The following is a 14,525-nucleotide window of genomic DNA, read 5'->3' as shown; positions in this document are numbered from 1 at the left end:
GGCGGTAACGGCGACGGCTTACTAAATGGCGATCGCACTCTGATATTCTTCGTGCTAGAGAGGGCGCTATATACAGATCGGGTAGATTGATGAATTATGAAAGTGGAGAAACTCAAGTCGGAAATGGTTAATTTGTGCTTCTGGGACTTTTCAAAAGTCCAAGGAATCCGAGTCTTATCTGCGGAATTTGGTTTCGATCTCAGTCCGAGTGACAGTTGCCTAAATCCTGTTTAATTAACTTTTTTAGCTTTTAGCCAATAGGTAAGCATCTCTCCTTTACCTTTAACATTAATCGTGCCCCGTTCCTCAAATAGATACTCATCTTTTAACCGATCGTAAATATCAGTAGTAACTTGAATGTATCCTGGTAATCCTTGAGATTCCATCCGAAAAGCAACATTAACGGTATCCCCCCACAAATCGTAAGTAAATTTTTTTGTACCAATCACGCCAGCAACCACTGGCCCTGTATGAATGCCAATCCGAATTTGAAAAGGTCGATCGAGATCGGTTTTAAAATCGCCGATCGCTGACTGCATATCCAAAGCCATGTCCGCGATCGCTTCTAGATGATCTAATCTGGTTATAGGCAACCCCCCTGCGACCATATAAGCATCTCCAATTGTTTTAATTTTCTCCAAACCGTGTTTTTCAGTTAGCTGGTCAAATTTTGAAAAAATCTGGTTCAGTAAACTTACTAATTCTAGAGGTGAAGTCCTAGCAGCCATAGACGTAAAATCGACAATATCGGCAAAAAGAACTGTGGCTGAATCAAATCTCTCGGCAGCAGAACCTGCGCCTTTTTTCAAGTTTTCAACTACCGCGGCAGGTAAAATATTTAGCAATAAATGATCCGACTTTTTTTTAGCAATGCGTAAAGCTAGTTCTGCCCGTTGTCGTTCTTGAATTTCGTTTTGCAATCGCCCAACGCACTCTTGTAGTTGTTTAGTTTGCTCTTGGAGTAACTGTTGCTGATTTTGAATCATTAATTGATTGGCAACTCGCACCAGCACTTCCCGATCTTGAAAAGGTTTTGTAATATAATCAACACCTCCCACTTCAAAAGCTTTTACCTTATCTAAGACATGATCCAACGCGCTTAAAAAAATCACTGGAATCGAGGAGGTTTGTGGTGAATCTTTTAATTTTTTACACACCTCATAGCCATTCATATCTGGCATCATCACGTCCAGCAAAATCAAAGCGGGCGGAAACTCCTGTATTGTTGTCAAGGCCCTTTGTCCGTTTAGTGCTTTACGAACTTGATACCCTTCCTCAGTGAGGATTGTAGATAAAAGCCTCACATTATCAGGCGTATCGTCAACTACGAGAATACTGGCTTGAATTGTAGAAGCTGGATTGCTGTCCATGCCATTAGTTAGATAATTTTGTTGATGGGAATATATTAACTGAAGGGGTATTATTCCTTCTGTATGCTGAGTGCCAATTTCGCTAGCTCAATAATTTCATCAAATAGGAAATCCTTGGCTAAAGCAGTTATAGATTCTGCTGCCGAGGAAAATTCTACAGGCATTTCCTCAATTAACTGGAGAATTTTGTCGTCACAACATTCATTAGCAGCATCATAAATTTTTTCCACCCACTCTGGAGGCATTTGGGATAGTTGCAATTCTACAGATTGATTGTTAGAAATTATTTCACTATCCGTTTCCGTGTTGAGTTTTACAGCAATAGGTTCTTCGTAAATGTAGCGCACTCCTAAAAGTTCTTCCATTTTAGTAAATAATACAGTTACCTGGAATGGCTTACGCATAAAATCATCACAGCCAGCGGCTAAAATGGTTTGTCTTTCCTCTTCAAAAGCGCTAGCAGTCAGAGCGATAATGATGGTTTGTTTTCCGAGAGGATGAGCTTTAATTTTTTTTGTAGTTTCATAGCCATTCATCACCGGCATCTGCATATCCATCCAGATTAAGTGCGGTTGCCAATCCGCCCATATAGCAATAGCTTCTTCACCATTTCTAGCTTCGCGCACGAGTAGACCTAATGGTGACAATAATCTATCTATGACTAGACAGTTATCTGCGCGATCGTCCACCACCAAGATGCGGTATTCTGGTTGATTAGGTTCTAAACCAATTACTTTGCGTTGCGGTTTAAGCAGTTGAACACCGATTGGATCTGCCAAATCGAGTTGAATATCAAAAGCAAATTTACTACCAAACCCAACCATACTGGTAACGCTAATATCGCCTCCCATCATTTGTACAAATTTGCGGCTAATTGGTAAACCTAACCCCGTTCCCTGTTGAGATTTCTGACCTGTTTTTGTTTGCTCAAAGGGTGCAAATAACTTATTCATTTCTTCTGCGGCAATGCCGGGCCCTGTATCTTCTATTTCAAATCGCAGAGGAAGAGCAAGGGAAGATATCTGATTTTCAGAGTTCAGTTTGACTCGCAAGGTAACGCTACCCGTCTCTGTGAATTTGATCGCATTTCCTACAAGATTAATCAAAACTTGGCGCAATTTTCCCTCATCTCCCTTAACAAATTGCGGTACCTCTTTACCCAGGTCAAAAATTAGCTGCAATTTTTTAGATTCAGCTTTCAAGCGGAACATCTCTTCTAAAGTTCCTAGTAAGCGGATTAAATTAAAACTAGCTTCATTAAGCTGACTTTTGCCTGCTTCAATTTTGGACATTTCCAAAATATCATTAATTAGCGAAAGTAAATGTTCGCCCGCACGATTGATAATTTGTAGGTGTTGCTGATGTTCATTTTTTAGAGAGGAATCGCGCACCATCACTTGACTAAATCCCAGAATTGCATTCAGGGGAGTACGCAATTCATGGCTCATAGAAGAGAGAAATTCACTTTTGGCAAGGTTAGCAGCATCAGCCGCTATGACAGCTTTTCGTAAGGCTTGCTCTGCCAACTTGCGCTCGGTAATTTCGGTTTTGGCTTGTTCAAATAGCGTGCATTGCTGAATAGCTATTGCTAGCTGAACAGAAATTTGTCTAAGAGATTCTATCTCAGAAGAGTGCCATTGTCTTTGACTGCAACAGTGATGAGCAATGAGTAAGCCCCATAAATTTTCCCCTTGTAAAATGGGAACAACTAGGTTGGCTTTAATTTCAAACTGGTTGAGTAAATCAATGTGGCATTCGGAAATATCTGCCGTATAAATATTGTCTATCGCTCGAACACGCCCTTGCTGGTAAACAGAAATATAGCGTTCCCGAAAGCAAGGATCGTTAATATCAATGCCTTGAATTGGCATCACACCTGTTGCTACTGACTCAACGGCTATAAATCCGCTCCAATCTTGATTAAAGCGGTAAATAACTGTGCGATCGGTTGACAGAAACTTACGCACTTCTTCAACAGCCATTATCATCACTTCTTCTAGGTTGAGAGAGGAGCGAATTCGCTCTTGAATGGAATTAACAAGCCGTTCTCTTTTTAGTTGCTGTTGTAAAGCTGCTTCTGCTTGTTTGCGATCGGTAATATCTACCCCATAACCAACACATTCCACAGGTATTCCTCCAGCATCTTTGACCAACTTAACCTCATCGTAGATCCACCGATATTTACCATCTTTGTGCTGTTCCCGGTATTCATAAGAGATGAGCTCTTTTTCTAATAGCTGTTCGTATGCAGTATCGATAATTTCTCGATCTTCTGGGTGAACGAGGCTATGCCAATCAAGGGAACCATCAACAAGTTCTCGCGCTTCATAGCCAATTAACGAAACAACGTTCTCGCTGACAAATGTTACGTCATAATTATCCTCTAATTTGCAGCTAAAAATAACTGCCGGAGTCGCAGCCAATAAATGTTGCAATCGCTCGGTAACGGAGCGCAATTCTTTCTCCGCTTGCTTGCGCTCGCGAGATTCCATTGCTAAAGCTGCCATTTGTGCCAAATAACTAGCAAAGTTTTGTTCATCGATCTTCCAATTTCTTGGTGTCCCCTGATGTTCTAAACAAATTACGCCTACAACTTGTCCTTGATGGGTAATAGAAACATCTAACATGGAGTAGATTCCTAATGGAATTAAATAAGATTCGGTAAACTCTTGAGTACGAGGATCGGTTTTAGCATCAACTGTTACGATCGACTGCTCTGCATTTACAGCTTGAAAATAGTTAGGATAATCCACCACTCTTAGTTCTAGTTCTCCACTCTGGGTATGTTGGTTAGCTGTCAATTCGTAAAGATCGGCACAGCACATCGCTGATTTATCTTCCTTGTAAAGCCAAACGCTACCACGAGCGACATTCAAGGTACGAGTTGCTATTTGAGTAATTTCTTTGAAAGCATCGCCGATATTTCCTTCGTAAAGGCGGTCACTTTTTGCTAGTTCTAGCAAGCCAATTTGTTGTTCTGTTAAACGGATTTCTCTTTCTCTCAACGCAGATTCAGCATTAATTCTTTCTTTAATTTCTGCTTCCAAGTAATCGTTAGTTCTTTTTAACTCTGCTGTGCGTTCTTGCACTTTGTTTTCTAAGTTCTCATAAGCATAGCGTAGAGCTAGTTCTGCATCTTCGCGCACGACAATTTCCCGCTGTAATTTGATATTAATTGCTTCTAATTCTTGGGGAGTTTTTAAAGATAAAAACTGCGGTAGAAGCGTTACCATCTGTCCAGCAGTAAAGCAGGAAACTAGGGCAGTAATTGCTTTCTCGATCCCAGAGAGCCAATAAGCAGAATGCCACAATGTCCAAATTTCTAATAAGTGACCCGTACCGCAGAGAATAATAAATGCACCAAATAAAGCAAATATTGCTAAAAAAGGAACGTCGCGCCGCTTGTAAACAAAGTAAATCAGCATCGCCGGAATTGAAAAGTAGGCGATCGCAATCAAAAAGTCGCCAGTTATGTGCAGCCAAACCAGAGGCGTTTGCCACAGATAGCAGTGACCGTGCGGCATATACTGAGTTGGATCAAAGATGTTTTTGACTACTTGCCACATAAATATTTGCTGAGAGATAATATTAAGTCGGACAATAACTACATTATACAACCGTGTTAATTAGTATGCACCACCCTAAATAGCTCAAAAACTTCCAAATATTACTGCTTTACCAAAACTTTTTCTGTACAGCTTGCTAGTTCGCTGATTTGTGACTTTAAGGGAATTTTAATGATAAACTCAGTACGTTTTCCCACTTCTGAAATACAGCGTAAATCGCCTTCATGAGTTTTTATAATTTGATAAGAAATTGCCAATCCCAAACCCGTACCATAACCTATAGGTTTACTGGTATAAAATGGATCGTAGAGTTTAGACATTGCGTCAGAAGCTATGCCAACACCATTATCAGTAATGTGAATTTCCACCCACTTGTTATTAACTAAAAGCGTGCGAATGTGAATTGTTAGTCTGGGACAAATAAGTGCTGATAAGTTTTCCTGGGAATTTTGTTGGCAATAGTTTTTGAATGATAGCTCCTGCTGGGCTAGCTGTTCCAAGGCATCAATACCATTAGAGATAATGTTCATAAATACTTGATTTAATTGTCCAGCGTAACATTCTACTACAGGTAAATCTCCATACTCTTTAATGACTTGAATAGAAGGACGATTTCGCTGTTCTTTCAAGCGGTGCTGTAAAATCATTAAAGTGCTGTCGATACCTTCATGGATATTTACTTCTTTCATGTCGGCTTCGTCTAACCGGGAAAATGTGCGTAAAGATTTAACAATTTCCTTGATGCGCTCGGCTCCAATTTTGATAGAAGCAAAGATTTTTTGTAAGTCTTCTACAATAAAATCAAGTTCAATTGCGTTAATCTTATATTGAATTTCTGGGGTCGGATGAGGATAGCATACTTGATAAACCTCAATCAATCCCAACATCTCTTGGATGTATTCCTGAGCTGGATTGAGATTACCATAAATAAAGTTAACCGGGTTATTAATTTCATGAGCAATTCCAGCTACCATTTGCCCCAAAGAAGACATTTTTTCAGTTTGCACCAGTTGAGTTTGAGTGGATTTGAGTTGTTGCAAAGTGTTTTCTAGTTGCTCAGTTTTTTCTAAAAGTTTAGATTGAGAGTAACGCAATGAATCTTCAGCTAACGAACGATCGAGATTTTCGCGCTGCAAAAGTTGATTGGCAAGTTCTAAAGCCATCATCCTTTCCTGTACCCGTTTTTCCAATTCTAGGGTCAATTGCGAAAGTGCTTCCTGAGCTTGTTTGCGTTCTCCAATTTCATTTTGTAAAGACAGATTTGCCGCTGCCAATTGAGCGGGACTTGGAATTGCCAAAATTTTGGGAATTAGTTCTACGATGACTGCTGCTGTACATAGCGAGATCAGCGCCGTAATTGCTTTGAGAAAACCAGAGAACCAATAATTAGGATGCCACAGCGTCCATATTTCCATAATATGGGTAATCCCGCAGCAGATAATAAAAGAGCCAAATAACATGAAAACCCAGTCAAAAGGCACGTCTTTCCGCTTTTTGACAATATAAATCAGCGTGAGGGGAATCAAAAAATAAGCGACGGCAATCAGAGCATCAGACAGGACGTGCAGACCTACTAATCCTGGCTTCCAGAGGTAGCAATGACCGTGAGGAATGAAATAATTTGAAAACATTCCATTAACCATTTGCATTGAATTTAAGCCTGTTATTTGCTAATATTTTTTAGAGGGGCTTTTCTTGAGGATGGCAACCCTGACGGAACTAAAAAATGAATCAGTTCGGTTTTTGTAGTTAAAACTCGCGATCGGTAAGATGCAAGAATGTTAGAATATTAAATATATTAACTTAAATTTACTCAGATTTAACCCTCTTAATTGTCACCTCTTGAGTTTTGCCTTCACAGTCAGAGGTGACACCGATATGACATTTTGACGCTTAAGCAAACATAATTGAGCGCAGTTTTCTTTCAAATAAGTGCTAGCCTCTCCCAAAAAAGACTAGCAATTTAGACATTGACAAAATCAAAAAAGTATGTATGAGGCAGTTAGGTGTGGCTCGCGATCGCTCTCAACTTTGGACTCAATCAACAGCGACGAAATCCTTTTCTCAAACAATGTTACTATTTTTAAATGTTTAACTTTGAGTGCAAAGTTCTGATTTTTGCGGCTGGGATAGACTGGAAGCGATTACCTTGTTCGCACAGTAAGTATTTCTCAAGCTAATTAGTTGTAAGCTAGATTGAGAAATAAAAATTAACTTATTAGCCTCAGATTATTAGGTAAGGCTGTGGTTAATCCAACCGACTTCTCAGTAATTCTACATTCCCATTTAAGCTAATAACTGGAGACAGAATATTTACGAGCTAATTGCAGGTTATGACCATAGATGATGTGCTACAGCTAACTCGCGCCAGATTGCAAAAAGATTTACATCCCGTACAAGAAATTATTCTCCGCCAAGTTTGGGAAGGAAAAACTTATGCAAATATAGCATCTGTCTCTCATTACGGAGAGCATTACCTGAGAAATATTGCCTCCTCTTTGTGGCAATCTCTCTCCGAAATTTCCGATATTCCAATTAGCAAATCCAACTTTCGATCCTCCCTAGAATCCCGTTCTCTTACGACTGAAGAAGAAGAGTTAATTCAGGAATTTACCCGCAGGAAATGCCGAGTAACGCCTTTAGAATTTCCCGGCTCTCCAGTACCGCTCGGTTCCCCATTTTATATTCATCATCCAGTAATTGAAGAACTTGCGTATAAAGAGATTGCTAAACCTGGAAGTGTCCTCCGGATTAAAGCTCCCCGGAAGATGGGTAAAAGCTCTCTACTATTAAGGATTTTAGACCGTGCTACCTCTCTTGGCTACCGCACAGTAAGTTTAGATATTCAACAAGCCGAGGGAAGTGTTTTAGACAACCTCGATAAATTTTTGCGGTGGTTTTGTGCCAACATCAGTCGTCACCTAGAATTACCACCTCTGTTAGATGATTATTGGGATGAAGATATGGGGAGTAAAGTAAGTTGTACGATCTATTTACAACAATATATATTAGCAGAAATAGGTAGCCCTCTTGTCTTAGCATTAAATGAAGTCAATCGCATTTTCGAGTATCCCAAAATTGCCAGAGAATTTTTGCCACTACTGCGAAGCTGGCACGAAGAAGCAAGACGGGTTGCAAGCCTGCAAAAACTGCGGTTAATCGTCCTTCATTCCACTGAAATTTATATTTCTTTAAAGCTCACAGAATCGCCTTTTAATGTTGGTTTACCGCTGCAATTACCCTATTTTACAGAAGTGCAGATACTTGCTTTGGCAAAGCGTCATGAACTGGATTGGACAGATAGTTCAGATGCCAAGTGTCTGATGGCAATAGTGGGGGGACATCCTTATCTAGTGCGGCTCGCTCTTTACTATCTCTGTCAAAACAGTTTAACACTAGATAGGCTATTACAAGAAGCTCCTACAATGGCGGGAATTTATAAAGACTATTTGCGGAATCTTTGGGTAACATTGCAAGAATATCCAGAACTAGCGATCGCACTAAAACAAGTGGTGAAGTCGGATCGCGGTGTTGAATTAGATCCTATAGTTGCTTCTAAGTTAGATAGCATGGGGCTAATTCATATCGAAAATAACCGCTGTACCTTGAGCTGCGAGTTGTACCGCCAATATTTTAGTTCCCAAAACTTTATTTAGAAGGTGAAGGAAGAAGATAGAGATTTGTGCCAGGGTTTAGATCGCTAGATTCCCGACTAGAAAGTGGGAATCTGAGCTAATACCAAATCCAGCGTAAATACTCCTTTATTCTTTAGTCCTTGTCAAGCGGACTTTGTTTGTGTAGTAGCGATTTCAATCGCCGAACAATCTAAGTTATCATCTGTGAATCTATACATTGGCTGACAATTTGTGGCAATTCTTTCTCGATATTAATTGGAGTACCTCGTTTAGCAACTTCTTTAATTTCCTTAAGGATATAACCGATCAAAGTAGAGTTTGCCGCTAGGTGTTGTCTGCCAATTTGTTTGAGGGCTAATTCAACAGCAGTACGTCCCGATTGCATTCCTAAAACCAAATTACTTTTGCACCCAAAAAGCTCTGGGTTCAGACTTTGGTAAAGCTCTTCATCTTGCGAAATCGCTTTTACATGAACTCCAGCATGATGAGCGAAGGCATTTTTACCCACAACTGGCGAGTGAGGCGAAATGGAGATATGAGAATGTTCGCTGACTAACTCATACAAGTCCTTTAAATAATTGAGTTTCCATCGGGATTCTGTCCGATCTGTATTCATCAAATTGACAAGTAATTCTGCCAAATCTACAATCCCAGTCCGTTCTCCTAATCCCATAACAGTTACATCAATAATATCTGCTCCGGCTCTATAGGCATCCAAGGCATTTGCCAAAGCTAAGCCTCGATCGTTGTGACAATGAACCTCAATTTTTGGATACATTTGTCTTTTAGCCAGCTCCTCCTTTAAAGTTTTTACATAGTAGAAATAGCTGCGATCGGCTTGAAAGGGAGTGGCATATCCCGTTGTATCAGCGATGCTAATGATATTAGAGCCGGCTTGTACGGCTGCACTTGCTGCCTCGATCGCATTTCCGATTGATGAGCGCACAGTGTCTTCCGGCGTATAGCGAATCAATAAGTCTGGTTTCTGCGCTCTGGCATAGAGGATGACTTCGACTATTCGATCGATCGCTGCTTGTAAACTAATTTGATAGTCCCGTTCTAAACGTTGCTGTGAAACGCTGAAAAAAACGCCTAAAAAATCAATATCACAATCTAAGGCTTTTTGTACATGATCGATACGGCAAAGAGAATGGACACCGATTTTAGCATTCAATCCACTCTGGGCAATACGCTTTATGGAAGTTGCAATTTCGGGGCTAACGGCCGGATTGCCTGCTTCAATAATATCAATACCAACTCTATCTAAAAGTTGAGCGATGGACAACTTAGTTTGAGGGGAAAAATAAACTCCTGGAGTTTGTTCTCCTTCTCTCAATGTGGAATCAAGGATTTGAACCATACTGATTTAAGCTCCGGGAGCGATATGACCGTACAGATTTATTCGATGAGTTTAAAGCATATATTAACTCAAGTTCCTAGTTATTCGTAGCGCTCGCAATTCGATGGGCAATCTTATTTACTATAGAGTGAAAACTAGAGGCTATAATAGTCACCATCAAAGCTAAGCGCAAACTGCAACAACTGGGTGCGAATAAGCCAAAACTAGGAAATCGGCTGCAAACCCTACTAGAGCAGGAAGTTGATGGAGCTACGGAGTAGAACCACTGCTCAGAATATAAGAGAAGGGTGTATAGATTAGCAGTCAGTCCCGTAAGGGTAACGCACGATCGCCGATCTCAACCCTGACAGTAACACGATCGCCACAGGCAGGATGATAAAACGGTAACATTTTGGAGGCGTAACGGTACTTTGCGGAGAACTTGTGGTGGCGCGCGCGATCGCGGATTGACTCTTCGAGGCACAGAAGGCAGGCATTCTGAGGGAGGCAGTAGGCGATCGCTAAATTATCAAAAAAATCAACTCAAAATGATTCAAGATTATCAATACCAAATCGGCGGTAGTCTCGCCAATGATGCACCAACCTACGTAGTCAGACAAGCGGATTCCGAACTCTATGAAGCCTTAAAAGCTGGCGAATTTTGTTACGTGCTTAACTCCCGGCAAATGGGCAAATCTTCCCTTTTAGTCCGCACTTTGCACCGACTACAAGCCGAAAATTTCCAATGCAGCACTATCGACATGACCCGCATCGGTAGCGAAAATATCACCCCGTTACAATGGTATAAAGGCACGATTGGGGAACTATGGCGCGGCTTCAATCTCTTAGGACAAGTTAATTTAAAAACCTGGTGGCGAGATGAAGAAGATGTCTCATTTCTACAAAGATTAAGCCACTTTATTGAAGATATTTTGTTAGTCAGATTTCCTGAAGAACACATCATTATATTTATTGATGAAATTGACAGCATCCTTAGTCTAGATTTCCCCGTCGATGATTTTTTCGCCCTAATTCGCTTTTGCTATAATCAACGAGCGATTAATCCAGAGTATAATCGGATTACCTTTGCAATTTTTGGAGTAGCCACACCCAGCGATTTAATTACTGATAAAAAACGGACTCCTTTTAATATTGGTAGAGCCATAAATTTACGAGGATTTGAACTACACGAAGCCCAACCATTAGCAGCAGGATTGGCAAGTGTAGTCACTAATTATCAAGCTATTCTCAAAGAGATATTGACTTGGACTTCTGGGCAGCCATTTCTAACGCAAAAATTGTGTTATTTGGCATACATAGCAACTAAATCCATGCCAACCAAATTGGTGACAATTCCCGTAGGAACGGAGGAGTTTTGGGTAGATCGTTTGGTACGAGAACATATCATTAACAAGTGGGAATCTCAGGATGAACCGGAGCATTTAAAGACTATAAAAGATCGGATTATCCGCAACGAGCAACGCGCCGGTAGATTACTCGGTATCTATCAACAAATTCTGACCTCCCCGCCTTCGGCTCCCCCCCTTAGTAAGGGGGGGCTAGAGGGGGTGTTAAACGATGACTCCCCCGAACAAATCGAACTATTGTTATCGGGATTGGCGATCAAAAACAATGGTTATTTGCAGGTAAGAAACAGGATTTATGCGGAAGTTTTTAACCTGGAATGGGTAGAGAAAGAATTAGGGAAACTGCGCCCATACTCTCAAACGTTCGATGCTTGGATTGCTTCACAACAAACAGACGCTTCCCGATTATTGCGCGGAAAAGCTTTGAAAGATGCCCAAATGTGGGCACAAGAAAAAAGCTTGAGCAACCTAGACTATCAGTTTTTAGCTGCTAGTGCTGAACTCGACAGGCGAGAAGTTCAACTGGTTTTAGAAGCTGAACGTACCCAGGAAGTTGAAGCGCGACTAGCAGAGGAACACAAGCGATTAATTCAAGAAAAAACAGCCGCCAAACGGCAGAGATTATTGCTATTTGCAGTTAGTATAGCATTGCTGTTAGCCAGCATTTCAGGAATAACCAGTTATTTTCAGTATCAGCGAGCAGCTATTAGCGAACGCGAAGCAAGGATTAGCGAAATTCAAGCACTGACATCTTCTTCTGATGGATTGTTTGCCTCAAATCGGCGATTGGATGCACTGATAGAAGCGATTAAAGCTAAACGTAAACTGCAAAAACTAGGTAAGGCAGACACCAATATTCAGAATCAAGTTATTAATATATTACGACAAGCAGTTTATGAAGCAGATGAATATAACCGTTTATCGGGGCATAAAGCCGCTGCTATGGCAGTTGATATCAGTCCTGACAGTAAGTTTATTGCCTCTTCAAGTGTCGATAAAACCATCAAAATTTGGCGAAGTGATGGTACAGACATTGCTACTCTCAAAGGTCATCAGGCAATTGTTAGATCGGTTAAATTTAGCCCTGATGGTAAGTTTATTGCTTCTACAAGTGACGATGGAACTGTTAAACTTTGGCATCGAAATGGTACTTTGATTAAAACCATCCAGACTAATAATACTGGGTTGTGGGGAGTGGCTTTTAGCCCTGACGGTCAAACTGTTGCCTCTGCCAGTATGGATAATACAGTAAAGCTTTGGAAGCGCGACGAGGCAGGCACAGGGGCACTGCCCCTACGAACTCTTAAAGGTCATACTGGTGGGGTATCTTCAGTAGTTTTTAGTCCAGATGGTCAACTTATCGCTTCTGGAGGTGGAGACCAAACGGTGAAACTTTGGAAGCGGGATGGGGCAGGCACGGGGGCACTGCCCCTACGAACTTTTCGAGGTCATACTACTGTAATATCCGCAGTAGCTTTTAGTCCAGATGGTCAACTTATAGCTTCGGGCAGTGGAGACCAAACGGTGAAGTTATGGAAACTTGATGGTACTTTATTACAAACTTTCCGAGGTCATACTGCTGTAATATCCTCAATAGCTTTTAGTCCAGATGGTCAGATTATTGCTTCTGCAAGTCGAGATAAAACGGTAAAACTTTGGAATATTGACGGCACAGAATTGACAACATTTAGAGGTCATAGTGCCGGAATTTGGGGGATAGCTTGGAGTCCCGATGGCAGGTTTATTGCTTCGGCTGGTGCAGAAAATGTTGTCAGACTGTGGCAGAGTCAAAACCCATTAAAAAGGACTATTACTGCACATCAAGCTGGGATTTGGACGATCGCGCTCAGTGCTGATAATGAGATCGTTGCTACTGGTAGCGAGGATGGCACTACTAAGCTTTGGAGTCGCGAAGGTAAATTACTCAGGACTTTGAGGGGAGATACCGCAGCTATTTATGCTGTTGCACTGAGTAGAGATGGTCAGTTAATTGCTTCTGCCAGAAACGATAATACTGTGAATATCTGGGATCGGAATGGCTCTTTGGTGACAACTTTAGCAGGTCATGGCGCGACAGTCTTTAGTATTGCTTTTAGTCCTGATGGTCAAACGATCGCTTCTGGAAGTCAAGATAATACGGTTAAGCTTTGGCGGCGCGATGGTACTTTATTGCATACCCTAACAGAACATCACGCTCCAATTTGGCAGGTGGTATTTAGCCCCGATGGTAAGCTGATTGCTTCAGCAGGTGGAGATGGTACTGTTAAGCTATGGCGGCTTGATGGCACCTTGTACAAAACCCTCAAAGGTCACACTACATCCGTGTGGAGAGTAGCATTTAGTCCTGATAGTAGGATGCTGGCTTCTGGCAGTGGCGACAATACGGTTAAGCTTTGGACAGTTGAGGGTCAGTTATTGAGAACTCTCGAAGGTCATACTGCTGCGGTGTGGGGAGTGGCATTTAGTCCTGATGGTAAGATTATCGCTTCTGGGAGTGTGGATAATACACTTAAGCTGTGGAAGCTTGACGGTACGGAATTAACGACTCTCAGAGGTCACAGTGCGGCGATTCGGGGAGTGGCCTATAGTTCTGATGGGAAATTTGTCGCGACTGTCAGTGAGGATAATACGTTGATTATGTGGAATGTGCAGCGAGTGCTGAATCTGGATTTACTGAGTTATGGTTGCGATCGCGTGCGAGATTATCTCAGCACCAATCCCGGTGTCAAGAAGGAGGATAGACATCTGTGCGATAGGATAAGCGATCGCTAAATTATCAGAAACATGAACTCAAAATCATGAATAATTAGCTCTGATATCCAAAACATGATTTACGCAACGGACACATGGTCGCTGGAGCGATCGCACCCAACAACCCAGCTCCTCTATTACCTTGCCCTTGAGCTACTAAATTCCAACTCAAAACTTAAAATTCCCCTTGCTCTTGTAAAGATTTCCCCTTATAATTATGAGCAGCGGTAAAGAAACGTAAAGTATATTCACAATCCACTCATTTTTTGCTAACGCAGAGCTATGAGGTGGGAAGCTGTGATTAGAAAAACGTCCGTTGTAATCATACCCATTTGGAGAGTCTGACAATGACAATCGCAGTCGGACGCGCCCAGAACGAACGAGGTCTATTTGATGCCCTCGACGACTGGCTCAAGCGCGATCGCTTCGTTTTCATCGGTTGGAGCGGCTTGCTCCTCTTCCCCTGCGCCTTCTTCGCCATCGGCGGCTGGTTGACC

6 protein-coding genes and 1 pseudogene are annotated in these 14,525 nt (G+C 41.5%); 3 read left to right on the top strand and 4 right to left on the bottom strand.

Going from position 1 to position 14,525, the window contains the following annotated elements:
- Positions 1-230: 230 nt before the first annotated feature.
- The 3 genes from PN499_RS11120 to PN499_RS11110 form a co-directional block, all read right to left on the bottom strand.
- Positions 231-1,370 (bottom strand): adenylate/guanylate cyclase domain-containing protein, encoded by a 1,140-nt coding sequence (locus PN499_RS11120; protein WP_272031927.1) that lies wholly within the window; start codon positions 1,368-1,370, stop codon positions 231-233.
- Positions 1,371-1,420: 50 nt separating this feature from the next.
- The gene (locus tag PN499_RS11115) at positions 1,421-4,936 is read right to left on the bottom strand and encodes a GAF domain-containing protein (RefSeq protein WP_272031926.1); all 3,516 of its coding nucleotides are present in this window, start codon (positions 4,934-4,936) and stop codon (positions 1,421-1,423) included.
- Between the two features lie 101 nt (positions 4,937-5,037).
- Positions 5,038-6,585: a sensor histidine kinase gene (locus PN499_RS11110; RefSeq protein ID WP_272031925.1), complete on the bottom strand. Its 1,548-nt coding sequence runs from the start codon at positions 6,583-6,585 to the stop codon at positions 5,038-5,040.
- A gap of 684 nt (positions 6,586-7,269) precedes the next feature.
- Here PN499_RS11110 and PN499_RS11105 point away from each other — a divergent pair.
- Entirely contained in the window at positions 7,270-8,592 is a 1,323-nt protein-coding gene (locus PN499_RS11105) for an AAA-like domain-containing protein (RefSeq protein WP_272031924.1), read from the top strand.
- Positions 8,593-8,761: 169 nt separating this feature from the next.
- Here PN499_RS11105 and PN499_RS11100 read toward each other — a convergent pair whose 3' ends face one another.
- Positions 8,762-9,931 carry a LeuA family protein gene (locus tag PN499_RS11100; protein WP_272031923.1) on the bottom strand — a complete coding sequence of 390 codons (1,170 nt, stop codon included), beginning with the start codon at positions 9,929-9,931 and terminating at the stop codon, positions 8,762-8,764.
- 410 nt (positions 9,932-10,341) lie between these two features.
- On the opposite strand from PN499_RS11100, the gene PN499_RS11095 reads away from it, so the two are divergent.
- The gene (locus PN499_RS11095) at positions 10,342-14,049 is read left to right on the top strand and encodes a WD40 domain-containing protein (protein WP_334311677.1); all 3,708 of its coding nucleotides are present in this window, start codon (positions 10,342-10,344) and stop codon (positions 14,047-14,049) included.
- 326 nt (positions 14,050-14,375) lie between these two features.
- Positions 14,376-14,525: pseudogene (locus PN499_RS11090) on the top strand (photosystem II D2 protein (photosystem q(a) protein)); the annotation flags it as partial.

Origin of the sequence: Kamptonema animale CS-326 (genome assembly GCF_028330895.1) — a bacterium.
Taxonomy (GTDB): Bacteria; Cyanobacteriota; Cyanobacteriia; order Cyanobacteriales; family Microcoleaceae; genus Kamptonema; species Kamptonema formosum.
This window is presented reverse-complemented; position numbering and strand designations above follow the sequence as displayed.